Annotated in this window: 25 protein-coding genes; 24 read left to right on the forward strand and 1 reads right to left on the reverse strand. The window is 59.0% G+C overall.

Translation table 11 applies throughout. The features are described 5' to 3' along the window. Positions 1-10 precede the first annotated feature (10 nt). From tgt to IB246_RS19715, 5 genes are all read left to right on the forward strand, one after another. On the forward strand, positions 11-1,126 hold the full coding sequence (tgt, locus tag IB246_RS19695; RefSeq protein WP_162130724.1) for a tRNA guanosine(34) transglycosylase Tgt: 1,116 nt from the start codon (positions 11-13) through the stop codon (positions 1,124-1,126). A gap of 43 nt (positions 1,127-1,169) precedes the next feature. After that, positions 1,170-1,508, forward strand: a complete 339-nt coding sequence (gene yajC / locus IB246_RS19700) for a preprotein translocase subunit YajC (protein ID WP_007916913.1) — start codon at positions 1,170-1,172, stop codon at positions 1,506-1,508. Between the two features lie 63 nt (positions 1,509-1,571). Next, positions 1,572-3,440: a protein translocase subunit SecD gene (secD, locus tag IB246_RS19705; RefSeq protein WP_008025484.1), complete on the forward strand. Its 1,869-nt coding sequence runs from the start codon at positions 1,572-1,574 to the stop codon at positions 3,438-3,440. A gap of 9 nt (positions 3,441-3,449) precedes the next feature. Beyond that, positions 3,450-4,364, forward strand: a complete 915-nt coding sequence (secF, locus tag IB246_RS19710; RefSeq protein WP_008025485.1) for a protein translocase subunit SecF — start codon at positions 3,450-3,452, stop codon at positions 4,362-4,364. A gap of 132 nt (positions 4,365-4,496) precedes the next feature. Continuing rightward, the gene (locus IB246_RS19715; protein ID WP_008025488.1) at positions 4,497-5,048 is read left to right on the forward strand and encodes a glycine zipper 2TM domain-containing protein; all 552 of its coding nucleotides are present in this window, start codon (positions 4,497-4,499) and stop codon (positions 5,046-5,048) included. Positions 5,049-5,292: 244 nt separating this feature from the next. Here IB246_RS19715 and suhB read toward each other — a convergent pair whose 3' ends face one another. Further along, positions 5,293-6,111, reverse strand: a complete 819-nt coding sequence (gene suhB, locus IB246_RS19720) for an inositol-phosphate phosphatase (RefSeq protein WP_008014726.1) — start codon at positions 6,109-6,111, stop codon at positions 5,293-5,295. 146 nt (positions 6,112-6,257) lie between these two features. On the opposite strand from suhB, the gene trmJ reads away from it, so the two are divergent. The 19 genes from trmJ (at position 6,258) to der (ending at position 23,036) form a co-directional block, all read left to right on the forward strand. Further along, positions 6,258-7,028: a tRNA (cytosine(32)/uridine(32)-2'-O)-methyltransferase TrmJ gene (gene trmJ / locus IB246_RS19725; protein ID WP_008045111.1), complete on the forward strand. Its 771-nt coding sequence runs from the start codon at positions 6,258-6,260 to the stop codon at positions 7,026-7,028. A gap of 2 nt (positions 7,029-7,030) precedes the next feature. After that, on the forward strand, positions 7,031-7,807 hold the full coding sequence (gene cysE / locus IB246_RS19730) for a serine O-acetyltransferase (RefSeq protein ID WP_008045113.1): 777 nt from the start codon (positions 7,031-7,033) through the stop codon (positions 7,805-7,807). Positions 7,808-8,060: 253 nt separating this feature from the next. Further along, complete coding sequence (iscR, locus tag IB246_RS19735) at positions 8,061-8,552, forward strand: Fe-S cluster assembly transcriptional regulator IscR (protein ID WP_008042436.1); 492 nt, start codon at positions 8,061-8,063, stop codon at positions 8,550-8,552. A gap of 50 nt (positions 8,553-8,602) precedes the next feature. Beyond that, positions 8,603-9,817, forward strand: a complete 1,215-nt coding sequence (locus IB246_RS19740; RefSeq protein WP_008025496.1) for an IscS subfamily cysteine desulfurase — start codon at positions 8,603-8,605, stop codon at positions 9,815-9,817. 86 nt (positions 9,818-9,903) lie between these two features. Next, positions 9,904-10,290, forward strand: a complete 387-nt coding sequence (iscU, locus tag IB246_RS19745) for a Fe-S cluster assembly scaffold IscU (RefSeq protein ID WP_003443374.1) — start codon at positions 9,904-9,906, stop codon at positions 10,288-10,290. A gap of 34 nt (positions 10,291-10,324) precedes the next feature. Further along, positions 10,325-10,648: an iron-sulfur cluster assembly protein IscA gene (gene iscA, locus IB246_RS19750; RefSeq protein ID WP_003227904.1), complete on the forward strand. Its 324-nt coding sequence runs from the start codon at positions 10,325-10,327 to the stop codon at positions 10,646-10,648. 8 nt (positions 10,649-10,656) lie between these two features. Next, positions 10,657-11,178, forward strand: a complete 522-nt coding sequence (gene hscB / locus IB246_RS19755) for a co-chaperone HscB (protein WP_008025499.1) — start codon at positions 10,657-10,659, stop codon at positions 11,176-11,178. A gap of 51 nt (positions 11,179-11,229) precedes the next feature. Next, positions 11,230-13,095: a Fe-S protein assembly chaperone HscA gene (gene hscA, locus IB246_RS19760; protein ID WP_008042432.1), complete on the forward strand. Its 1,866-nt coding sequence runs from the start codon at positions 11,230-11,232 to the stop codon at positions 13,093-13,095. Next, positions 13,095-13,436: an ISC system 2Fe-2S type ferredoxin gene (gene fdx / locus IB246_RS19765; protein WP_008025503.1), complete on the forward strand. Its 342-nt coding sequence runs from the start codon at positions 13,095-13,097 to the stop codon at positions 13,434-13,436. Before hscA ends, fdx begins: the two co-directional genes overlap by 1 nt. A 14-nt stretch (positions 13,437-13,450) precedes the next feature. Further along, positions 13,451-13,651 carry a Fe-S cluster assembly protein IscX gene (gene iscX / locus IB246_RS19770; protein WP_008025505.1) on the forward strand — a complete coding sequence of 67 codons (201 nt, stop codon included), beginning with the start codon at positions 13,451-13,453 and terminating at the stop codon, positions 13,649-13,651. 88 nt (positions 13,652-13,739) lie between these two features. Next, positions 13,740-14,165, forward strand: a complete 426-nt coding sequence (gene ndk, locus IB246_RS19775) for a nucleoside-diphosphate kinase (protein ID WP_007916882.1) — start codon at positions 13,740-13,742, stop codon at positions 14,163-14,165. A 28-nt stretch (positions 14,166-14,193) separates the two neighbouring features. After that, the gene (gene rlmN, locus IB246_RS19780; protein ID WP_008025507.1) at positions 14,194-15,336 is read left to right on the forward strand and encodes a 23S rRNA (adenine(2503)-C(2))-methyltransferase RlmN; all 1,143 of its coding nucleotides are present in this window, start codon (positions 14,194-14,196) and stop codon (positions 15,334-15,336) included. 17 nt (positions 15,337-15,353) lie between these two features. Then, the gene (gene pilW / locus IB246_RS19785) at positions 15,354-16,112 is read left to right on the forward strand and encodes a type IV pilus biogenesis/stability protein PilW (protein WP_008042429.1); all 759 of its coding nucleotides are present in this window, start codon (positions 15,354-15,356) and stop codon (positions 16,110-16,112) included. Continuing rightward, a complete protein-coding gene (locus tag IB246_RS19790; RefSeq protein WP_008042428.1) occupies positions 16,112-17,173 on the forward strand; it encodes a helix-turn-helix domain-containing protein in 1,062 nt (353 codons plus the stop codon). The genes pilW and IB246_RS19790 overlap by 1 nt, the downstream gene beginning before the upstream one ends. Before the next feature lie 3 nt (positions 17,174-17,176). Next, on the forward strand, positions 17,177-18,286 hold the full coding sequence (gene ispG, locus IB246_RS19795; protein ID WP_007903603.1) for a flavodoxin-dependent (E)-4-hydroxy-3-methylbut-2-enyl-diphosphate synthase: 1,110 nt from the start codon (positions 17,177-17,179) through the stop codon (positions 18,284-18,286). A gap of 23 nt (positions 18,287-18,309) precedes the next feature. Continuing rightward, entirely contained in the window at positions 18,310-19,599 is a 1,290-nt protein-coding gene (hisS, locus tag IB246_RS19800; protein ID WP_008042422.1) for a histidine--tRNA ligase, read from the forward strand. A 42-nt stretch (positions 19,600-19,641) separates the two neighbouring features. Then, positions 19,642-20,283: a tetratricopeptide repeat protein gene (locus tag IB246_RS19805; protein WP_008025516.1), complete on the forward strand. Its 642-nt coding sequence runs from the start codon at positions 19,642-19,644 to the stop codon at positions 20,281-20,283. Next, positions 20,276-21,427 (forward strand): outer membrane protein assembly factor BamB, encoded by a 1,152-nt coding sequence (gene bamB, locus IB246_RS19810; RefSeq protein ID WP_192230155.1) that lies wholly within the window; start codon positions 20,276-20,278, stop codon positions 21,425-21,427. The genes IB246_RS19805 and bamB overlap by 8 nt, the downstream gene beginning before the upstream one ends. A gap of 139 nt (positions 21,428-21,566) precedes the next feature. Continuing rightward, positions 21,567-23,036, forward strand: a complete 1,470-nt coding sequence (gene der, locus IB246_RS19815; RefSeq protein WP_008025521.1) for a ribosome biogenesis GTPase Der — start codon at positions 21,567-21,569, stop codon at positions 23,034-23,036. Positions 23,037-23,102 lie beyond the last annotated feature (66 nt).

Consider the following 23,102-nt stretch of genomic DNA (forward strand, 5'->3'; position numbering starts at 1 on the left):
CCAAAGTCGTATGTCGTTTGAGTTGCTTGCTACTGACGGCAAGGCTCGTCGCGGTCGCTTGACCTTCCCGCGCGGTACCGTCGAGACCCCGGCCTTCATGCCGGTCGGTACTTACGGCACCGTGAAGGGCATGCTGCCGCGGGACATTACCGCCACCGGCGCGGAAATCATTCTGGGCAACACGTTCCACTTGTGGCTGCGTCCTGGCACCGAAGTGATCAAGAAGCACGGCGACCTGCACGATTTCATGCAGTGGAAAGGCCCGATTCTTACAGACTCCGGCGGTTTTCAGGTGTTCAGCCTGGGCGCGATGCGCAAGATCAAGGAGGAGGGCGTGACCTTCGCCTCTCCGGTCGACGGCGCCAAAGTGTTCATGGGCCCGGAAGAGTCGATGCAGGTCCAGCGTGACCTGGGCTCGGACATCGTGATGATTTTCGACGAATGCACGCCGTACCCGGCTGACGAAGACGTCGCGCGGATTTCCATGGAGCTGTCGTTGCGTTGGGCCAAGCGTTCGAAAGAAGCCCATGGCGACAACACGGCGGCGCTGTTCGGTATCGTTCAGGGCGGCATGCACCAGGATTTGCGCATGCGTTCGCTGGAAGGCCTCGACAAGATCGGCTTTGATGGCCTGGCCATCGGCGGTCTGTCGGTGGGCGAGCCGAAGCACGAGATGATCAAGGTGCTGGATTACCTGCCGGGTCAGATGCCGGCTGACAAACCTCGTTACCTTATGGGCGTTGGCAAACCGGAAGATCTGGTTGAGGGTGTGCGCCGCGGTGTGGACATGTTCGATTGCGTGATGCCAACCCGTAATGCCCGCAATGGGCATCTGTTCATTGATACTGGCGTGCTGAAGATCCGTAACGCGTTCCATCGCCATGATGATTCGCCGCTCGATCCGACCTGCGATTGCTATACCTGCCAGAACTTCTCCCGCGCTTATCTGCATCACCTGGACAAGTGCGGCGAAATGCTGGGAAGCATGCTCAATACCATCCATAACTTGCGTCATTATCAAGTGCTTATGGCTGGTTTGCGCGAGGCTATTCAACAGGGTACATTGGCCGCCTTTGTCGATGCCTTCTACGCCAAACGCGGGTTACCTGTTCCGCCTTTGGACTGAGTTTTCTGACCCCAAGATTCAACATTTGCAACTGGAGTGCTAAATGAGCTTTTTTATCTCGAATGCCATGGCTGACGCCGCTGCACCGGCCGCTGCCGGCCCAATGGGTGGCGGTTTTGAGTGGATTTTCCTGGTCGGTTTCCTGGTCATCTTCTACCTGATGATCTGGCGTCCACAGGCCAAGCGCGCCAAAGAGCAGAAGAACCTGCTGAGCAGCCTGCAAAAAGGCGACGAAGTTGTGACCACCGGCGGCATCGCCGGCAAGATCACTAAAGTGGCTGACGATTTCGTGGTTCTGGAAGTTTCCGACACCGTCGAAATGAAATTCCAGAAAGGCGCCATTGCCGCCACGCTGCCAAAAGGCACGCTGAAAGCGATCTAAGTTTCAACTTCTACTCAATCGACGGGGCGCGCAAGGCGCCCCGCGTCATAAGCGGGCGGCGTGATGCTGAACAAATACCCTCTGTGGAAATACATTCTGATCCTGGCGGTGCTGGCGATCGGTCTGATTTATTCCGCTCCCAATCTATATCCTGATGACCCGGCCATTCAGGTCAGCGGTGCAAGCACTGCGCTGCAGGTCAATCAGGCTGATCTGGATCGAGTGAGCGCTGCGCTCAAGGAATCCGGGATCAACGTCAAGGCGGCCACGCTGGCGACCAACGGCAAGGGCGGTCTGATTCGTCTGGTCAAGGCTGAAGACCAGTTGCCTGCCAAGGACGTCGTGCGCAAGGCGTTGGGTGATGACTACGTCGTTGCTCTGAACCTGGCACAAACCACCCCGCAATGGCTGCGCAGCCTGGCCGCGCACCCGATGAAGCTGGGTCTGGACTTGTCCGGTGGTGTGCACTTCCTGCTCGAAGTGGACATGGACAAAGCCCTCGACGCACGCTTGAAAGTGTACGAAGGCGATGTAAAGAGCCTGTTGCGTAAAGAGAAACTGCGCTATCGCAGCCTGCCGCAACTGGGCGGTGCCATTCAGCTGGGCTTCTCTGATGAAGCTTCCCGCGAACAGGCCCGTGCACTGATCCGCAAGAACTTCAACGATTTCGACATTGTTCCGGCCGACCTCAATGGTCAGGCGGTACTGCGTCTGGCGATGACCCCGGCCAAGCTGGCGGAAATCCGCGAATACTCCATCAAGCAGAACTTGACCACGGTACGTAACCGCGTCAACGAGCTGGGTGTTGCCGAACCGATCGTTCAGCGTCAGGGCGCCAACCGCATCGTGGTTGAGCTGCCGGGCGTACAAGACACCGCAGAAGCCAAGCGTATCCTCGGCAAGACGGCCAACCTTGAGTTCCGTCTGGCGGCTGAGCCTGGTGCTTCGAAAGCCACTTCCGAATCCTTCGAGTTCCGTGAAGGCAATCGTCCTCCTGCGCTGATCGAGCGTGGCCTGATCATCACCGGTGACCAGGTAACTGACGCCAAGGCTGGCTTCGGCGAGCACGGCACGCCAGAAGTGAACATCCGTCTGGATGGCCACGGTGGCGAGCTGATGAGCCGCGCAACCCGTTCGAACGTCGGTCGCAGCATGGCGGTGATCTTCATCGAGCAGCGTCCGGTCACCACTTACACCAAGCAAGTGGTTGATGGCGTCGAAAAAGACGTGGCGGTGCAGTCGTTCAAGGAAGAGAAGAAGATCATCAGCCTGGCGACCATTCAGTCGCCGCTGGGTGCTCAGTTCCGCATCACCGGCCTGAACGGCCAGGGTGAATCGTCCGAACTGGCGCTGCTGCTGCGTGCCGGTGGTCTGGCGGCGCCGATGTACTTCGCTGAAGAACGCACCATTGGCCCGAGCCTGGGTGCGGACAACATCACCAAAGGTATCGATGCATCGCTGTGGGGCATGCTGTTCGTCTCGCTGTTCATCATCGCCATCTATCGCTTCTTCGGCATCATCGCCACCGTTGCGCTGGGTGTGAACATGGTGCTGCTGCTGGCCCTGATGTCGCTGCTGGGTGCAACGCTGACCCTGCCGGGTATCGCCGGTATCGTATTGACCATGGGTATGGCGGTCGACGCCAACGTACTGATCTTCTCGCGGATTCGTGAAGAGATCGCTGCGGGCATGACCGTACAACGGGCAATCAACGAAGGTTTCGGTCGCGCATTCACGGCGATTCTCGACGCCAACCTGACCACCTTGCTGGTGGGCGGGATCCTGTTTGCCATGGGTACAGGTCCGGTCAAAGGCTTCGCAGTGACCATGTCCCTCGGGGTTTTGACTTCGATGTTCACGGCCATCATGGTCACCCGCGCGATGGTCAACTTGATCTTCGGCGGTCGTGACTTCAAGAAGTTGTGGATTTAAGGGGCTGCCATGTTACGTACAATCAACTTCATGGGCGTTCGCAACTTCGCGTTCGGCGTCACATTGTTCCTTACCGCGCTGGCCATTTTCAGTGTCTTCCACAAGGGCATGAACTGGGGGCTGGACTTCACCGGCGGTACGCTCATCGAGCTGACCTACGAGCGTCCGGCTGACGTCACCAAGGTGCGTGAGCAGCTGGTTTCGTCCGGTTATCACGAAGCCATCGTGCAGAACTTCGGCGCAACGACCGATCTGCTGGTGCGCATGCCTGGCGAAGACCCGCAGTTGGGTCATCAGGTGGCAGCGGCGTTGCAGAAGGTTGGCGGCGATAACCCGGCGACGGTCAAGCGCGTCGAGTTCGTCGGCCCGCAGGTGGGTGAAGAGCTGCGCGACCAGGGCGGCCTCGGCATGCTGATGGCGCTGGGCGGCATCCTGATCTACCTGGCGTTCCGCTTTCAGTGGAAATTCGCCGTCGGTGCGATCGTTTCCTTGATTCACGACGTGATCGTGACCATCGGTATCCTGTCGTTCTTTCAGATCACCTTCGACCTGACGGTGCTGGCGGCGGTACTGGCGATTATCGGTTACTCGCTCAACGACACCATCGTGGTATTCGACCGGGTTCGTGAGAACTTCCGTGTACTGCGCAAGGCCAGCCTGATCGAGAACATCAATATCTCGACCACGCAAACCCTGCTGCGGACCATCGCGACGTCGGTTTCCACCTTGTTGGCGATTGCGGCACTGCTGTTCTTCGGTGGTGACAACCTCTACGGCTTCTCCCTGGCACTGCTGGTGGGTGTTCTGGCCGGTACTTATTCGTCGATCTACATCGCCAACGTGGTGTTGATCTGGCTGAACCTGAGTTCCGAAGACCTGATCCCGACGGTGAATACCGAGAAGGAAGTCGACGACCGTCCTTGAGGACTCTCTAGTCCAGAGCAGTTCCCCAGCGATGTAGTCCAAAAAGGCGCGAGTTGAACTCGCGCCTTTTTTTATGCTCCAAGGCTGGGAGAAGCACGGGTTTATCCCGCATGTGATGGTCAGGAGGTTCATGTGAACAAGTCGATGCTGGTTGGTGCTGTACTGGGTGCTGTCGGTGTGACTGCCGGGGGTGCTGTGGCCACCTACAGCCTGGTAAAAAATAACGGCCCAGAGTATGCGCAAGTGCTCGCCGTTGAGCCGGTCAAGACGCAAATCAAGACTCCACGTGAAGTGTGCAAGGATGTAGCGGTCACCCGGCAAGCGCCGGTGAAAGATCAACACCAGATCGCCGGTACGGTGGTGGGTGCGCTGGCAGGCGGGCTGCTGGGTAACCAGATCGGCGGCGGCACCGGCAAGAAAATTGCCACGGTTGCAGGCGCGGTCGGTGGTGGTTACGCCGGCAACAAGGTTCAGGAGGGCATGCAGGAGCGTGACACCTACACCACGACGCAAACCCGCTGTAACACGGTGAATGACATCAGCGACAAGGTTGTGGGGTACGACGTTCGTTATTCGCTGGACGGCAAGGAAGGCAAGGTGCGGATGGATCGTGATCCGGGCAACCAGATTCCGGTGGATAAGGAAGGTAAGTTGATCCTGACGCAGAATGAACAGGCGCATTGATGAACTGATTGTCAGCCGCTGAAAAAGAAGCACCCTTCGGGGTGCTTTTTTTGTACCAAAAATTCACGCAACCCCCTGTAGGAGCCGGCTTGCCGGCGATTGCGGTGTAACTGTTGATATAAATGTTGAATGTCAGACCGTTATCGCCGGCAAGCCGGCTCCTACAGGGATATGCGGTGTTCTTGAGGGCGAATTCCAGGCATAAAAAAAGCACCCCGCAGGGTGCTTTTTTATCGCTGGAAGCTTAGCGCTTCAGCGAGGCCGGCAGGTGCGGCTGGATCGCCGTCAGCACTGCCTTGAAGCACTTGGTGTTACCGGCAACGATGTGGCCTTTCTCAAGGAAATCGTGACCGCCGGTGAAATCGCTCACCAAGCCGCCAGCTTCCTGGATCAGCAGGGCGCCTGCAGCCATGTCCCACTCGGACAGGCCCGACTCCCAGAAAGCGTCGAAACGGCCGGCAGCCACGTAGGCCAGGTCCAGGCTCGCCGAGCCAGCGCGGCGGATGCCGGCGGTCTGGCCAACCAGGGCGCGGAACATGCCCAAGTAGTTGTCGAGGTTGTCCATCTGGTCGTCACGGAACGGGAAGCCGGTACCCAGCAGGGCGCCGTCCAGGCTGGTGCGGCCGCTGACGCGCAGGCGACGACCGTTCAGTTGAGCGCCGCGACCACGGCTGGCGGTGAATTCTTCCTGGCGAACCGGGTCCAGAACAACAGCGTGTTCCAGGCGACCGCGGTATTTGCAGGCGATGCTGACAGCGAAGTGAGGAATGCCGCGCAGGAAGTTGGTGGTGCCGTCCAGCGGATCGATGATCCACAGGTATTCTTCGCCTTCGATCCCGGTGCCGGCGTGCATGCCGGTTTCTTCACCCATGATCGAGTGGTTCGGGTAAGCCTTGCGCAGCGCGTCGATGATTTTCTGTTCAGCGGCGCGATCCACCTCGGATACGTAATCCTTGGCGTCTTTTTCGTCGACCTTGATGGTATCCAGGCGCTCGATGGAGCGGAAGATCAATTCACTGGCGCTGCGGGCGGCGCGCAGCGCGATATTCAGCATGGGCTGCATGGATGTGTCACCTAAGGTTGTTAAAGAAAGCCGGGCATTCTATCAGAAAGTTTCTACAGGAGAAGGTCAGTGTTCGCTTTCATAGCTTAACGGTAGGTTGAGCTGTAAGATTCTGCTCCCCATTAAAGTGTTCGAGAGCGCCTCCCTTGCTGCATAACATTCGTGTCGTCCTGGTCAATACCAGCCACCCCGGCAATATCGGCGGGGCTGCGCGTGCCATGAAGAACATGGGCCTGTCGCGGCTGGTGCTGGTCGAACCACGGTTGTTCCCGCACCACGAAGCCGATGCCCGTGCATCTGGCGCCGGGGACATCCTTGAAAACGCGCAAGTCGTCGCCACTTTGGAAGATGCCTTGGTCGGCTGCAATCTGGTGCTCGGCACCAGCGCCCGTGACCGGCGCATTCCCTGGCCGCTGCTCGATCCCCGCGAATGCGGGACGAAAGTGGTCGAGGAAGCCGGGCAGGGCGCCGAAATTGCCTTGGTGTTTGGTCGTGAAGATTCCGGCCTGACCAATGAAGAGCTGCAGCGATGTCATTATCACGTGCACATCCCATCAGACCCTGAGTTCAGTTCGCTGAACCTTGGGGCGGCGGTGCAGGTGTTGAGCTATGAAGTGCGCATGTCCTGGCTGGCGGCCCAAGGCCAGCCGAGCAAGGTCGAGAAGGAAGAAGTGGCATCGGTCAAAAGCGCTGAGCTGGCGACCATGGATGAGCTGGAGCGGTTCTATGAGCACCTGGAGCAAACCCTGGTGGCCATCGAATTCCTCGATCCTGAAAAGCCACGGCACTTGATGGCGCGCCTGCGTCGGTTGTACGGACGAAGCTCGGTCAGCCGGGCGGAAATGAATATATTGCGTGGCATCCTCACGGAAACCCAGAAAGCGGCCCGTGGTGAGCTTCTAAAGCGGAAGGATTAATGATGTTCGAGCGTTTGCGTGAAGATATCCAGAGTGTTTTCCATCGTGACCCGGCGGCGCGTAACGCTTTTGAAGTCCTGACTTGCTACCCGGGCATGCACGCCATCTGGATCCACCGGTTGTCGGCAGCATTGTGGCGCGCCGAGCTGAAATGGCTGGCGCGGCTGGTGTCGAACTTCGGTCGCTGGTTGACCGGGATCGAGATCCATCCGGGCGCCAAGGTCGGTCGTCGGTTCTTCATTGACCATGGCATGGGCATTGTCATCGGTGAAACCGCCGAGATCGGCAACGACGTCACCCTTTATCAGGGTGTGACGCTGGGCGGCACCAGCTGGAATAAAGGCAAGCGTCACCCGACACTGGAAGACGGTGTGGTGGTGGGGGCTGGAGCCAAGGTGCTCGGCCCGTTCACCGTGGGTGCCGGCGCCAAGGTCGGTTCCAATGCCGTGGTGACCAAGGCTGTGCCGCCCGGTGCGACAGTGGTCGGCATTCCAGGGCGGGTCATCGTCAAATCCGATGAAGAGCAGGACGCCAAGCGCAAGGCCATGGCCGAGAAGATCGGTTTCGATGCCTACGGTGTTGGTGAAGACATGCCGGACCCGGTGGCGCGTGCCATTAACCAATTGCTCGATCACCTGCAGGCTGTTGATGGTCGTCTGGAGGGGATGTGCGGGGCGCTGAAGGACCTGGGCAGTAATTACTGTGCGAAAGATCTGCCTGAACTGCGTGAAGAAGACTTTGCGTGTGTGAAGGACAAGGATCAGAGCCAGGCCAGCTAGACCGAGTCGACCCCTTCGCGGGCAAGCCTCGCTCCTACAAGGGTTTCGTTAATCCTGTAGGAGCGAGCGGGCGGCGATCCGACTTGCCCGCGAAGAACGATAACGCGCAATTGCTGGCTGTAACCGCCCAGCCTTTGTTATGATGCGGCCGCTCTTTTGCGGGTAAACCTGACTAAAGTACTAGGTCTTATAGTTGACTTAAATACTCGGGAATTGCATACTCGCCCCATTCCGAACTCCGTGGTAATTGTCCATGCGACTGACTACAAAAGGCCGATACGCCGTGACCGCCATGCTTGATCTGGCGTTGCATGCGCAGCACGGGCCCGTGTCCCTGGCCGATATCTCCGAGCGCCAAGGCATCTCCCTGTCCTACCTCGAACAGCTTTTCGCCAAATTGCGCCGCAGCAATCTGGTGTCCAGCGTCCGCGGTCCGGGCGGCGGTTACCAGCTGTCCCGCGACATGCAGGGCATCCAGGTCGCCCAGGTGATCGATGCGGTAAACGAATCGGTTGATGCCACCAAGTGCCAGGGGCAGGGCGATTGCCATCAAGGCGACACCTGTCTGACCCACCACCTGTGGTGCGACCTGAGCCTGCAGATCCACGAATTTCTGAGCGGTATCAGCTTGGCTGATCTTGTTACTCGCCGTGAGGTACAAGAAGTAGCCCAGCGTCAGGACCAGCGTCGTTGCAACAGCAAGACGCCACGCCTGGACAAGATTGAAGCGTCCGCCGTCGAATGACAGCCAAAGAGCTAGCGGCACGCCAGCCAGCCTGATTTAGGAGATAGTCCATGAAATTGCCGATTTACCTTGATTACTCTGCGACCACCCCGGTTGATCCGCGTGTTGCGCAAAAAATGAGTGAATGCCTGCTGGTCGACGGAAACTTCGGTAACCCGGCGTCCCGTTCCCACGTGTTCGGCTGGAAAGCTGAAGAGTCCGTCGAAAACGCCCGTCGTCAGGTCGCAGACCTGGTCAACGCCGATCCGCGTGAAATCGTCTGGACCTCCGGTGCCACCGAGTCCGACAACCTGGCAATCAAGGGTGCGGCGCATTTCTATGCGACCAAGGGCAAACACCTGATCACCACCAAGATTGAGCACAAGGCTGTCCTCGACACCATGCGCCAACTGGAGCGTGAAGGTTTCGAAGTGACCTACATCGAGCCTCGCACTGACGGTCTGGTTACGCCGGAAATGATCGAAGCTGAACTGCGTGACGACACCATCCTGGTTTCGGTCATGCACGTGAACAACGAAATTGGCACCATCAACGACATCGCAGCCATCGGCGAACTGACCCGCTCCAAAGGGATCCTGTTCCACGTCGACGCCGCTCAGTCCACCGGCAAGGTCGAGATCGACCTGCAGAAGCTGAAAGTCGACATGATGTCGTTCTCCGCCCACAAAACCTATGGCCCTAAAGGCATCGGCGCGCTGTACGTCAGCCGCAAGCCGCGTGTGCGCATCGAAGCGACCATGCACGGCGGCGGTCACGAGCGCGGCATGCGTTCCGGCACCCTGGCGACCCACCAGATCGTCGGCATGGGTGAAGCCTTCCGCGTAGCCAAGGAAGACATGGCTGCCGAGAACGTGCGCATCAAAGCCTTGAGCGACCGTTTCTTCAAGCAGGTCGAAGACCTGGAAGAGCTGTACGTCAACGGCAGCATGACCGCCCGCGTTCCGCACAACCTGAACCTGAGCTTCAACTACGTTGAAGGCGAGTCGCTGATCATGGCGCTCAAGGATCTGGCTGTTTCGTCCGGTTCGGCTTGCACCTCGGCTTCGCTGGAGCCTTCGTACGTACTGCGCGCCCTGGGCCGCAACGACGAACTGGCACACAGCTCGATCCGCTTCACCTTCGGTCGTTTCACCACCGAAGAAGAAATCGACTACGCCGCGCAGAAAGTCTGCGAGGCCGTTACCAAGCTGCGCGCTCTGTCGCCGCTGTGGGACATGTACAAAGACGGTGTCGACATTTCGAAAATCGAGTGGGCGGCACACTGATTTCAAGTCGCCGCAAACCAGGCCCTGTAAACTTAAGGTAGGCAGGGCTTCAAGAGCGACTCTCTGATGAGTGAGGATTAAGAATCATGGCTTACAGCGAAAAGGTCATCGACCACTACGAAAACCCGCGTAACGTCGGCAAGATGGACGCGGAAGACCCGGATGTCGGCACCGGCATGGTCGGCGCTCCGGCGTGCGGCGACGTGATGCGCCTGCAGATCAAGGTCAACGAGCAAGGCATCATCGAAGACGCCAAGTTCAAGACCTACGGTTGCGGTTCGGCTATCGCCTCCAGCTCCCTGGCGACCGAGTGGATGAAAGGCAAGACTCTGGATGAAGCAGAGACCATCAAAAACACTCAACTGGCCGAAGAACTGGCTCTGCCGCCGGTGAAAATTCACTGCTCCGTACTCGCTGAAGACGCTATCAAAGCGGCCGTTCGCGACTACAAGCAGAAGAAAGGCTTGATCTGATTTTCAAGATTTTGCGACGAGTAAGGAGTCACCGATGGCTATCAGCATGACAGAAGCGGCTGCTCGACACGTGCGACGCTCCCTCGACGGGCGCGGCAAAGGTGAAGGGATTCGTCTGGGTGTTCGCACCACGGGCTGTTCCGGCCTTGCCTATGTGCTGGAGTTTGTCGACGAGGTGGTTGCCGAGGATCAGGTGTTCGAAAGTCACGGCGAGAAAGTGATCATCGACCCGAAAAGCCTGGCCTACCTGGACGGCACCGAGCTCGATTTCGTCAAGGAAGGGTTGAACGAAGGCTTCAAGTTCAACAACCCCAACGTACGCGGTGAATGTGGCTGCGGCGAAAGCTTCAACATCTGAGGCTTCTTGTGGGTACTCCTTGTCATTTCGCTTTATTCGAGCTGCAACCGAGTTTCAATCTGGACCTCGACCAGCTGGCTACGCGCTACCGTGAGTTGGCGCGCAGTGTTCATCCGGACCGTTTTGCGGACGCTTCCGAGCGCGAGCAACGGCTGGCGCTAGAGCAATCCGCGAGCCTCAACGAGGCCTACCAGACGCTCAAAAGTCCCCCGAAGCGCGCGCGATACCTGCTCGCCCTGAATGGTGGCGAGCTGCCGCTGGAGGTCACGGTGCATGATCCGGAGTTTCTTCTGCAACAGATGGAGTTGCGCGAAGAGCTCGAAGACCTGCAGGACAGCGCCGACCTGAATGGCGTTGCGGTCTTCAAGCGTCGTTTGAAAGTTGCTCAGGAAAAACTGAACGACAGTTTCGCAGCCTGTTGGAATGATGCAGCGCAACGTGAACAGGCCGAACGCCTGATGCGGCGCATGCAGTTCCTCGACAAGCTCACCTACGAAGTGCGCCAGTTAGAAGAGCGCCTCGACGATTAACCCAGTGCCGCTCCGGTCGCACGCCTGATATACAGATAAGTCCTGATCACGATGGCCCTACTGCAGATCGCCGAACCCGGCCAAAGTCCTCAACCGCACCAGCGTCGTCTGGCTGTGGGGATCGACTTGGGCACTACCAATTCGCTGGTCGCTGCATTGCGCAGTGGTCTTTCCGAGCCTCTGGCCGACGCTGACGGGCAGGTCATCCTGCCGTCCGCCGTGCGTTACCACGCCGATCGCGTCGAAGTGGGCGAGTCGGCCAAGCTGGCTGCCGCTACCGATCCGTTGAACACCGTGCTGTCGGTCAAGCGCTTGATGGGTCGTGGTCTGTCCGACGTCAAGCAATTGGGCGAGCAACTGCCGTACCGCTTTGTCGGTGGCGAGTCGCACATGCCGTTCATCGAAACCATTCAAGGGCCGAAAAGCCCGGTCGAAGTCTCCGCCGATATCCTCAAGGTGTTGCGTCAGCGCGCTGAAGCGACATTGGGTGGCGAACTGGTGGGGGCGGTGATCACCGTTCCGGCCTATTTCGACGATGCTCAGCGTCAAGCCACGAAGGACGCGGCCAAACTGGCCGGCCTCAACGTGCTGCGTTTGCTCAATGAGCCGACCGCCGCTGCCGTGGCTTACGGTCTGGATCAACATGCTGAAGGCCTGGTCGCGATTTATGACCTGGGCGGCGGCACCTTCGATATTTCGATTCTGCGCCTGACCGGCGGTGTGTTCGAAGTGCTGGCCACCGGCGGCGACAGCGCCCTGGGCGGCGATGACTTCGACCATGCGATTGCCGGCTGGATCATCGAGAGCGCCGGTTTGTCCGCTGATCTCGATCCGGGTGCGCAACGTAACCTGCTGCAAACTGCCTGCGCGGCCAAAGAAACGCTGACCAATGTTGCGGCCGTTGAAGTCGCTTATGGCGACTGGAAAGCCGAGCTGACTCGCGAAGCTTTCAATGCGCTGATCGAGCCGATGGTTGCTCGCAGCCTGAAAGCCTGCCGTCGCGCGGTGCGTGATTCCGGCGTCGAGCTGGAAGACGTGCACGCGGTGGTCATGGTCGGCGGTTCGACCCGTGTGCCTCGCGTTCGTGAAGCCGTCGCCGAAGCCTTTGGTCGCCAACCGCTGACTGAAATCGACCCGGATCAAGTGGTGGCCATCGGTGCCGCGATCCAGGCCGATACGCTGGCCGGCAACAAGCGCGATGGCGGCGAACTGCTGTTGCTCGACGTGATTCCGTTGTCCCTGGGGCTGGAAACCATGGGCGGCCTGATGGAGAAGGTGATTCCGCGCAACACCACCATTCCCGTCGCTCGTGCCCAGGATTTCACCACGTACAAAGATGGCCAGTCGGCCATGGCGATCCACGTGTTGCAGGGTGAGCGCGAGCTGATCAGCGACTGCCGCTCCCTGGCGCGCTTCGAGTTGCGCGGCATTCCGGCGATGGTCGCCGGTGCAGCGAAGATCCGCGTGACCTTCCAGGTCGACGCCGACGGTCTGCTCAGCGTCTCGGCCCGTGAGTTGGGTTCGGGTGTTGAAGCAAGCATTCAGGTCAAGCCGTCCTACGGCCTGACCGACGGCGAAATCGCCAAGATGCTCAAGGATTCGTTCCAGCACGCCAACGACGACAAGGTCGCCCGTGTGCTGCGTGAGCAGCAGGTCGATGCCCAGCGTCTGATCGAAGCGGTGCAAGCCGCTCTCGAAGCCGACGGCGAGCGTTTGCTCGACGCCGAAGAGCGCATGGTCATCGAATTGCAGATGCAGGAACTGACCGAACTGATGAAAGGTGCCGATGGTTACGCCATTGAGCAGCAGACCAAGCGTCTGTCGCAAGTCACCGACGCCTTTGCTGCCCGCCGCCTGGACTCGACGGTGAAAGCCGCGCTGGCGGGGCGCAATCTGAATGAAATCGAGGATAACTGATGCCGCAGGTCATTTTTCTGCCACACGAGAAGTTTTGCCCGGAAGGCATGGTGGTCGAGGCTGAGCCCGGTACATCGATTCTTGAGCTGGCCCATGAGCACCACATCGAGATGGAAAGTGCCTGTGGCGGCGTTTGCGCCTGTACCACTTGTCACTGCATCGTTCGAGAAGGGTTTGATTCGCTGGAAGAAGCGGATGAACTGGAAGAAGATTTCCTCGATCGTGCCTGGGGTCTGGAAGCTCAATCGCGTCTGGCCTGCCAGGCGATCGTCGGGACTGAAGACCTGACCATCGAGATTCCGAAGTATTCGCTCAACCACGCCGCCGAAGCGCCGCACTGATTCAAGGAACTGTCATGAGTCTCAAGTGGACTGATGTGCTGGAAATCGCAATCCAGCTGGCTGAAAGCAAGCCCGATGTTGACCCTTTGTCGGTCAACTTCGTCGATCTGCGCAAGTGGGTGATGGAATTGCCCGAGTTCGACGACCTGCCTGAGCATTGTGGCGAAAAGATCCTCGAGGCCATTCAGGCCCACTGGATCGAAGAACGCGACTGAGCCACGCTGCAGGTTAGGCAATACCCAAGAACCCGCGTATAATTCGCGGGTTTAATTTTTCACAAATTACCGTTTCTGGAGTTACACCATGGCTGTTCAACGTACTTTCTCCATCATCAAGCCTGACGCTGTTGCAAAAAACGTCATCGGCGAGATCACCACTCGTTTCGAAAAAGCAGGCCTGCGCGTTGTAGCTTCGAAACTGAAGCAACTGTCCAAAGCTGAAGCTGAAGGCTTCTACGCTGAGCACAGCGCTCGTGGTTTCTTCGGCGACCTGGTTGCTTTCATGATCTCCGGTCCTGTTGTTGTTCAGGTTCTGGAAGGCGAAAACGCTATCGCTCTGAACCGTGAGCTGATGGGCGCTACCAACCCTAAAGAAGCTGCTGCCGGCACCATCCGTGCTGACTTCGCTGATTCCATCGACGCCAACGCTGTACACGGTTCGGACTCCGAAGCCGCTGCTGCTCGCGAAATCTCGTACTTCTTCGCAGCTACTGAAGTAACCACTCGCTAAGCATTGGCTTAAGAGTGAAGGTGAATCCATGACTACATCGACTGTAAAAACCAACCTGCTGGGTCTGACTCAACAGGAAATGGAAAAATTCTTCGACTCAATCGGGGAGAAGCGTTTCCGTGCCGGTCAGGTAATGAAATGGATTCACCACCTTGGCGTCGATGATTTCGACGCCATGACGAACGTCAGCAAGGCCCTGCGCGACAAGCTCAAGGCCATTGCCGAAGTTCGCGGTCCTGAAGTCGTCAGCGAGGACATTTCCACCGACGGCACCCGTAAGTGGGTGGTGCGCGTGGCGTCCGGCAGCTGCGTCGAGACCGTTTACATTCCCCAGGGTAAACGCGGCACTCTGTGCGTTTCGTCCCAGGCAGGCTGTGCCCTGGATTGCAGTTTCTGCTCCACCGGCAAGCAAGGTTTCAACAGCAACCTCACCGCCGCCGAAGTCATCGGCCAGGTGTGGATTGCCAATAAATCGTTCGGCAGCATCCCGGCGACCGCCGACCGTGCCATCACCAACGTGGTGATGATGGGCATGGGCGAGCCGCTGCTGAACTTCGACAACGTCGTTGCAGCCATGCATCTGATGATGGACGACCTGGGTTACGGCATTTCCAAGCGCCGTGTGACCCTGTCGACCTCCGGCGTGGTGCCGATGATCGATGAGCTGTCCAAGCACATCGACGTCTCCCTGGCGTTGTCCCTGCACGCACCGAATGACGCATTGCGTAACCAATTGGTGCCGATCAACAAGAAATATCCGCTTAAGATGCTGCTCGAGTCGTGCCAGCGCTACATGTCGTCCCTGGGCGAAAAACGCGTGCTGACCATCGAGTACACCTTGCTCAAGGACATCAACGACAAGGTTGAACATGCCGTTGAGATGATCGAGCTGCTCAAGAACATCCCGTGCAAGATCAACCTGATTCCGTTCAACCCGTTCCCGCATTCCGGTTACGAGCGTCCGAGCAACAATGCGATTCGTCGTTTCCAGGATCAGCTTCACCATGCAGGTTTTAATGTCACCGTACGCACCACCCGCGGTGAAGACATCGATGCCGCGTGTGGCCAATTGGTAGGGCAGGTGCTGGATCGCACCCGTCGCAGTGAACGTTATATCGCCGTGCGCGAGTTGAGCGCCGACAACGATATGGCTTCGAACGCTGCGAAATAATTCAAGAGAGGATCTCTATGTCCCTGCGCTTTGCGCTGCTTTTGCTGTTGGCCAGTCTTTGTACTGGCTGCGTCCTGTCGGGCGATTTCAATCCGATGAAGACCAGCAAGGGCCGCGATGAAGCGCGAGTTGCCTACGTGCAACTGGGCTTGGGCTATTTGCAGCAGGGCATGACCGAACGCGCCAAGGTCCCGCTGAAAAAGGCCTTGGAGCTGGACGGTTCGGATCCTGACGCCAATGCCGCATTGGGTCTGGTGTTTCAGGCCGAGATGGAGCCGGAGCTGGCGGATGAGCACTTTCGCAAGGCGCTTTCTTCCCGCCCCAACGATGCCCGTATCCTGAATAATTACGGCAGTTTTCTTTTCGAACAGAAACGTTACAAAGAGGCTTACGAGCGCTTCGAGCAAGCCGCTGCCGATACCCTGTATCCTGAGCGTTCGCGAGTGTTCGAGAACCTGGGCATGACCGCTTCCAAGCTTGGCCAGCGTGATCTGGCCCAGCAGCAGTTGGAAAAAGCTTTGCGTTTGAACCGTCAGCAACCCCGTGCATTGCTGGAAATGGCTGAGTTGTCTTACGAAGACAGGCATTATGTGCCCGCGCGTGACTATTACGACCGTTTTAGCCTGCTCACCGAGCAAAATGCACGTAGTCTATTGCTCGGCGTTCGGCTGGCAAAAGTGTTCGAAGATCGCGACAAGGCCGCCAGTTATGGCCTGCAACTAAAACGACTCTATCCCGGTACGCCGGAATATCAGCAATACCTGTCGGAGCAATGATGAAAGCGGCGCATCCCGAAGTTGTAGCAGCGAATCGCGTTAACCCCGGTGAGACTTTGCGCCAGGCCCGCGAAAGCAATGGCTGGTCGCTGGCCGAAGTGGCCCTCAAGCTCAACCTCACCGTTAATTCCCTGAGTAATCTGGAAGCCGGCGCATTCGACAAGCTGCCGGGGCATACCTTTGCCCGCGGTTATATTCGCGCCTACGCCAAATTGCTCGGCATGGACCAGACCGTTCTGGTTCAGCAATTCGACCAGTCCACCGGTACCGACTCCCAGGGCGCCAACGTCCACAGCCTGGGGCGCATCGAAGAGCCGGTTCGGGTTTCCCACACTATCTTGCGAATCGTCAGCCTGCTGTTGCTGATCGCGGTGATTGGCGGCGGTTTCATCTGGTGGCAGGATCAAACCTCATTGCGCACCAAGGACCTGATCAGCCTGAGCCCGGAGCACGTTGAAGTCGAAGGCGCCGACGGCACCACCCAGATCCATCCGCTGGACGAGCCGGAAGACCAGGCTGTCGCGGAAGGTCAGGCTGAAAGTTCGACCGCTCTCGCATTGCCGCAAGCCGAGACTTCGACTGAAGCGCCGGCTGAAGCTGAGCCGGCTGCGCCTGTGGTCGCTCCGGCCGCACCGGCTGCCCCGGCGCCAGTTGCACCGACACATAACACCGCGCCGGCTGCTCCGGCACCCGTTGCCCCGGCGCACAGCACCGCGCCAGTTGTCGCGCCTGCGGCCCCGACGGCTCCGGTTGTGTCGACCCCGCCTGCAACTGCCTCGGTAACGCCGACCATTCCTGCTCCGGCTGCTCCGGTTGCCGGCCAAGGCCAGGTTCAACTGCAATTCACCGCTGATTGCTGGACACAAGTCACCGACGGCACTGGCAAAGTGCTGCTCAGTGGTCTCAAGCGCAAAGGCGAAACCGTTTCCCTCAGTGGTAAGCCGCCGTTTGCCGTGCGTCTGGGCTTCGCCCGTGGCGCGCAGGTCAGCTACAACGGTCAGGTGGTTGATGTCGCTCCATTCACCAGTGGCGAGACTGCTCGCCTGAAGTTGGGTCAATAAGTCATGCACGGCGAATCTCCAATCAAGCGTCGCGAATCCCGGAAAATCTGGGTCGGTAACGTGCCTGTTGGCGGCGATGCGCCCATCGCTGTGCAGAGCATGACCAACAGCGACACCAATGACGTTGCCGCCACCGTCGCCCAGATCAATCGTCTGGAAGCTGCTGGCGTCGATATCGTGCGGGTTTCCGTGCCGGACATGGACGCCGCCGAAGCCTTCGGCAAGATCAAGCAACTGGTCAAAGTGCCGTTGGTGGCCGACATCCACTTCGACTACAAGATCGCTTTGCGCGTAGCCGAACTGGGCGTTGATTGCCTGCGGATCAACCCGGGCAACATCGGTCGTGAAGACCGCGTGCGTGCGGTGGTCGATGCCGCCCGTGATCGCGGGATTCCGATCCGCATCGGCGTCAACGCCGGTTCCCTGGAAAAAGACCTGCAAAAGAAATACGGCGAGCCGACCCCGGCCGCGCTGGTCGAATCCGCCTTGCGTCACGTCGAGCACCTTGAACGCCTGAACTTCCAGGACTTCAAGGTCAGCGTGAAAGCCTCCGACGTGTTCATGGCCGTCGCCGCTTACCGCTTGCTGGCCAAGGAAATCGTCCAGCCGCTGCACTTGGGCATCACCGAAGCCGGTGGTTTGCGTTCAGGCACAGTGAAATCCGCCGTGGGCCTCGGTATGCTGCTCGCCGAAGGGATTGGCGATACTATCCGCATCTCGTTGGCGGCCGACCCGGTCGAGGAAGTGAAAGTCGGCTACGACATTCTCAAATCCCTGCACCTGCGTTCCCGTGGCATCAACTTCATCGCCTGCCCGAGCTGCTCGCGGCAGAACTTCGATGTGGTCAAGACCATGAACGAGCTGGAAGGGCGCCTCGAAGATCTGCTGGTGCCGCTGGATGTCGCGGTCATCGGTTGCGTGGTCAACGGGCCGGGCGAAGCCAAGGAAGCCCATATCGGCTTGACCGGCGGCACGCCAAACCTGATTTACATCGACGGCAAGCCGTCGCAGAAACTGACGAATGACAATCTGGTGGATGAGCTTGAACGCTTGATCCGCCAGAAAGCGGCCGAGAAGGTCGAAGCTGACGCAGCTGTAATCGCTCGCGGCTGATCGAACGAATTTAAGGATTTAAAGTGAGCAAGTCTCTGCAAGCCATTCGTGGCATGAACGACATCCTGCCCGAACAGACTCCCCTGTGGCGTCATTTCGAGGGCACCGTTTCGCGTCTGCTGGATAACTACGGTTACAAGCAGATCCGCATGCCGATCGTCGAGTTCACCGAGCTGTTCAAGCGCTCGATCGGTGAAGTGACCGACATCGTCGAAAAAGAGATGTACACCTTCGAAGACCGTAACGGTGATTCGCTGACCTTGCGCCCTGAAGGCACGGCGGCCTGCGTGCGTGCGGTGCTCGAGCACGGCATCACTGGCGGCGGCCAGGTGCAGAAACTCTGGTACATCGGCCCGATGTTCCGCCACGAACGTCCGCAGAAAGGCCGTTATCGCCAGTTCCACCAGATCGGTGTCGAAGTGTTCAACCTCGACGGTCCGGACATCGACGCCGAGCTGATCGTGCTGACCTGGCGCCTGTGGGGCGAGCTGGGCATCCGTGATGCGGTCAAGCTCGAGCTCAACAGCCTGGGCACCAGCGAATCCCGTGGTCGTTATCGCGAAGCGCTGGTCGAGTTCCTGTCCGCTCACCTGGACAAGCTCGACGAAGACAGCCAGCGTCGTCTGAAGACCAACCCGTTGCGCGTTCTGGACACCAAGAACGCCGACACTCAAGCGATCCTGGTCGACGCGCCGAAAATGGCCGACTACCTCGACGACGAATCCCGCGTGCACTTCGAGGGCCTCAAGGCTCGCCTGGACGCCGCCGGTATTCCTTACGTGATCAACCCGAAGCTGGTACGCGGGCTGGATTACTACAGCAAGACGGTTTTCGAGTGGGTCACCGACAAGTTGGGCGCTCAAGGCACCGTGTGTGCCGGCGGCCGCTACGACGGTCTGGTGGAACAGATGGGCGGCAAGCCGACCCCGGGCGTTGGTTTCGCCATGGGCATCGAGCGCCTGGTGCTGCTGCTTGAAACCCTGGAGCAGATCCCGGAAGAGATCTCCCGTCAGGTCGACGTCTATCTCTGCGCATTCGGCGAGGCTGCCGAACTGGCGGCCCTGACGTTGAGCGAGAAGGTGCGCGATCAGTTGCCCAACCTGCGTCTGCAGATCAATGCCGGCGCCGGCAGCTTCAAAAGTCAATTCAAGAAGGCCGACAAGAGCGGTGCGCTGTACGCGCTGATCCTCGGTGACGACGAAATGGCCCAGCAAGTGGTAGGTTTCAAACCCCTGCGTGGCCAGGGCGAACAACAAAGCATTGCCTGGGATGCGCTTGCTGCACACCTGGCCACCTGCGTCGTGCAGGGTTGAAGCTGTCATAAACAGCCGATTTAGCGATTAAGGAGTATTGGGGTGTCGAGTACCGAAGACGAACAGCTGGCGGATTTGAAGGACTGGTGGACACGCAACGGCAAGCCCCTGGTCACTGGCGGCCTGTTGGCGCTGGTCATCGTGTTCGGCTGGCAGGCCTTTCAAAAGTATCAGAGCAATCAGTCGCAAGGCGCCTCGATGCTCTATCAGCAATTGCTCGAAACCACGCTGACGCCCAGCGGCAAGCCTGATGCCGCCCGTGTTTCGGACCTGGCCGGCAAGCTCAACAGCGAATTTGGCGGCAGCGCCTACGCGCAATACGGCAGCCTGTTCGTGGCGAAAGTCGCGGTCGACAGCGGCAAGCTGGACGACGCAGCCACCGAGCTGAAAGCCATCGTTGCCAAACCGGCCAACCCGGCACTGGGCGAAATCGCCCGTCAGCGCCTGGCGCAGGTACTGGCCGCGCAGAACAAGGTCGATGAAGCCCTGAAACTGCTCGAAGGCGATGCCGATAAAGCATTCCTCGCCACCCGCGAAGAACTCAAGGGCGACCTGCTGGTGCAGTTGGGTCGTACCGACGAAGCGCACGCTGCGTATCAAAAAGCCAAGGCGGCACTGTCGGATGAAGCGGCAGTCGGTGGCCTACAAATCAAGTTGGACGATCTGGCCAAAGGGGATGCGTGACGTGATCCGTTGGAAACATGCAGCATTGCTGGCTCTGGCCGTTTTGGCCGCGGGTTGCAGCAGCAACAGCAAAAAAGAATTGCCGCCTGCCGAGCTGGTCGACTTCAAAGAAGAAGTGGTCCTGCAAAAGCAGTGGAGTCGTTCGATCGGTGACGGTCAGGGCGAAACCTACAACATGCTGGTTCCGGCGATCGATGGCGATACCATCTATGCCGCCGACGTCACTGGCGTGGTGATGGCGATGGATCGCAGCAATGGCGACGTCAAATGGAAGAAAGACCTCGAACTGCCTGTTTCCGGCGCCGTTGGCGTAGGTTATGGCCTGCTCGTGATCGGTACGACCAAGGGCGAAATCGTTGCGATGGACGCCACCAACGGTGAAGAGAAATGGCACGCTCGCGTGTCCAGCGAAGTTCTCGCGCCGCCGGCCAACAACGGTGACGTGGTGGTCGTTCAGACTCAGGATGACCGTCTGATCGGTCTGGATGCCTCTACCGGCAACCAGCGCTGGTTGTATGACAGCACGCCTGCGGTCCTGACCCTGCGTGGCACCAGTGCGCCGATCGTGACCAACCGCCTTGCGGTGGCTGGCCTGTCGACCGGTAAAGTGGTTGCACTCGATATCTCCAACGGCGTGCCGGTGTGGGAACAGCGGGTTGCGATCCCACAAGGTCGTTCGGAGCTGGAGCGCGTTGTCGATATCGACGGTGGCCTGCTGCTGTCCGGCGGTACCTTGTACGTCGCCAGCTATCAGGGTCGCGTTGCGGCACTGGACCTGGAAAGCGGTCGTCAGCTCTGGCAGCGTGATGCTTCCAGCTATGCCGGCGTTGCGCAGGGCTTCGGCACTGTGTACGTGAGCCTGGCTTCGGGCACCGTTGAAGGCGTTGACGAGCGTTCCACCACAGCCTTGTGGAGCAACGACTCGCTGGCTCGCCGTCAACTGTCGGCTCCGGAAGTGTTCTCCAGCTATGTTGCAGTCGGTGACATGGAAGGCTATGTGCACCTGCTGAGCCAGGTGGACGGTCGTTTTGTCGGCCGCGAACGCATTGACAGCGACGGCCTGCGTGCCCGTCCGCTGGTGGTGGGTGACACGATTTATCTGTATGGCAACAGCGGCAAACTGGAAGCCCTGACCATCAAGTAATGTTTTGACTATGCTTGGGGTTAACCCCCAAGCGGCCCCGTTCTGCGGGGCTCGCAGCGTTTTCAAACGCTGCCCCGAGCACCAGCCGCTGCCTCGCAGCGGCTTTTGTATTTTCTGAAATAACGAAGTGGAGAGCCGCATGGTTCCCGTAATCGCCCTGGTGGGCCGACCGAACGTCGGCAAGTCCACCTTGTTCAACCGCCTGACCAGGACTCGCGACGCCATCGTCGGCGACTTGTCCGGTCTGACCCGTGATCGCCAATACGGTGAGGCCAAGTGGCAAGGGCGTTCCTACATTCTGGTCGACACCGGCGGTATCTCCGGTGACGAGCACGGTATGGACGAAAAAATGGCCGAGCAGTCGCTGCTGGCCATTGAAGAAGCCGATGTCGTTCTGTTCCTGGTAGATGCCAAGGCCGGTTTCACCGCCGCCGACCAGATGATCGCCGAGCATTTGCGCAAACGTAACAAGCGTTCGTACGTGGTTGCCAACAAGGTCGACAATATCGACCCTGAAATGGCCCGCGCCGAATTCGCCCCGTTGGGCATGGGCCACGCGATCCCGATCGCCGGTGCTCATGGTCGTGGCATCACCCAGATGCTGGAAATCGCCCTGAGCGACTTCCCGAAAGACGAAGAAGAGCTGGAAGAAGGCGAGGAAGAGGACGTTGCCGAAGGCGAGGAAGCCAAGCGCATTCCTGGCCCAAGCGAAAAAGACGGGATCAAGATCGCCATCATCGGCCGCCCGAACGTCGGCAAGTCGACCCTGGTCAACCGCATGCTCGGTGAAGACCGGGTCATCGTGTATGACCAGCCCGGCACTACCCGCGACAGTATCTACATCCCGTTCGAGCGTAACGACGAGAAGTACACGCTGATCGACACCGCCGGTGTGCGCAAGCGCGGCAAGATCCACGAAGAAGTCGAAAAATTCTCCGTGGTCAAAACCCTGCAAGCGATCAAAGACGCCAACGTGGTGATCTTCGTGATGGACGCCCGCGAAGGCGTGGTGGACCACGACCTCAACCTGCTGGGCTTCGCCATTGAGTCGGGTCGCGCGCTGGTTATCGCGATCAACAAGTGGGACGGCATGACGCCGAGCGAGCGTGACTTCGTGAAGGTCGAGCTGCAACGTCGACTGTTCTTCGTTGACTACGCCGACATCCACTTCATCTCGGCACTGCACGGCACGGGCGTGGGCAACCTCTACGCTTCCGTACAGAACTCGTTCAAGTCCGCGGTCACCCGCTGGCCGACCAACCGCCTGACCCAGATTCTGGAAGATGCGGTTGGCGAGCACGCGCCACCGATGGTCAACAACCGCCGGATCAAGCTGCGTTATGCGCACTTGGGTGGTGCCAACCCGCCGATCATCGTGATTCACGGTAACCAGATCGAGAAGGTGCCGAAGTCTTACGTGCGTTACCTGGAAAACACTTATCGTCGTGTCTTGAAGCTGGTCGGTACGCCGATCCGCATCGAGTTCAAGGGCGGCGAGAACCCGTACGAAGGCAACAAGAACTCGCTCACTGACCGTCAGGTCAACAAGAAGCGTCGCTTGATGTCGCACCACAAGAAAGCCGACAAAAAGCGCCGCGACAAGCGCTGATTCAAGGCTGGCTCGCCTCTGTAGGAGCGAGGCTTGCCCGCGAAGAACGATAACGCGGTGTATCTG

It is taken from the genome of Pseudomonas sp. PDM01, from assembly GCF_014852325.1.
Classification (GTDB): Bacteria; Pseudomonadota; Gammaproteobacteria; order Pseudomonadales; family Pseudomonadaceae; genus Aquipseudomonas; species Aquipseudomonas migulae.

What these genes read in the sequence shown, in the direction of transcription:
- tgt (WP_162130724.1), top strand. Translation starts at nt 11, where the DNA reads ATGTCGTTTGAGTTGCTTGCTACTGACGGCAAGGCTCGTCGCGGTCGC.
- yajC (WP_007916913.1), top strand. Translation starts at nt 1,170, where the DNA reads ATGAGCTTTTTTATCTCGAATGCCATGGCTGACGCCGCTGCACCGGCC.
- secD (WP_008025484.1), top strand. Translation starts at nt 1,572, where the DNA reads ATGCTGAACAAATACCCTCTGTGGAAATACATTCTGATCCTGGCGGTG.
- secF (WP_008025485.1), top strand. Translation starts at nt 3,450, where the DNA reads ATGTTACGTACAATCAACTTCATGGGCGTTCGCAACTTCGCGTTCGGC.
- suhB (WP_008014726.1), bottom strand. Translation starts at nt 6,111, where the DNA reads ATGCAGCCCATGCTGAATATCGCGCTGCGCGCCGCCCGCAGCGCCAGT.
- cysE (WP_008045113.1), top strand. Translation starts at nt 7,031, where the DNA reads ATGTTCGAGCGTTTGCGTGAAGATATCCAGAGTGTTTTCCATCGTGAC.
- iscR (WP_008042436.1), top strand. Translation starts at nt 8,061, where the DNA reads ATGCGACTGACTACAAAAGGCCGATACGCCGTGACCGCCATGCTTGAT.
- IB246_RS19740 (WP_008025496.1), top strand. Translation starts at nt 8,603, where the DNA reads ATGAAATTGCCGATTTACCTTGATTACTCTGCGACCACCCCGGTTGAT.
- iscU (WP_003443374.1), top strand. Translation starts at nt 9,904, where the DNA reads ATGGCTTACAGCGAAAAGGTCATCGACCACTACGAAAACCCGCGTAAC.
- iscA (WP_003227904.1), top strand. Translation starts at nt 10,325, where the DNA reads ATGGCTATCAGCATGACAGAAGCGGCTGCTCGACACGTGCGACGCTCC.
- hscA (WP_008042432.1), top strand. Translation starts at nt 11,230, where the DNA reads ATGGCCCTACTGCAGATCGCCGAACCCGGCCAAAGTCCTCAACCGCAC.
- fdx (WP_008025503.1), top strand. Translation starts at nt 13,095, where the DNA reads ATGCCGCAGGTCATTTTTCTGCCACACGAGAAGTTTTGCCCGGAAGGC.
- iscX (WP_008025505.1), top strand. Translation starts at nt 13,451, where the DNA reads ATGAGTCTCAAGTGGACTGATGTGCTGGAAATCGCAATCCAGCTGGCT.
- ndk (WP_007916882.1), top strand. Translation starts at nt 13,740, where the DNA reads ATGGCTGTTCAACGTACTTTCTCCATCATCAAGCCTGACGCTGTTGCA.
- rlmN (WP_008025507.1), top strand. Translation starts at nt 14,194, where the DNA reads ATGACTACATCGACTGTAAAAACCAACCTGCTGGGTCTGACTCAACAG.
- pilW (WP_008042429.1), top strand. Translation starts at nt 15,354, where the DNA reads ATGTCCCTGCGCTTTGCGCTGCTTTTGCTGTTGGCCAGTCTTTGTACT.
- IB246_RS19790 (WP_008042428.1), top strand. Translation starts at nt 16,112, where the DNA reads ATGAAAGCGGCGCATCCCGAAGTTGTAGCAGCGAATCGCGTTAACCCC.
- ispG (WP_007903603.1), top strand. Translation starts at nt 17,177, where the DNA reads ATGCACGGCGAATCTCCAATCAAGCGTCGCGAATCCCGGAAAATCTGG.
- bamB (WP_192230155.1), top strand. Translation starts at nt 20,276, where the DNA reads ATGCGTGACGTGATCCGTTGGAAACATGCAGCATTGCTGGCTCTGGCC.
- der (WP_008025521.1), top strand. Translation starts at nt 21,567, where the DNA reads ATGGTTCCCGTAATCGCCCTGGTGGGCCGACCGAACGTCGGCAAGTCC.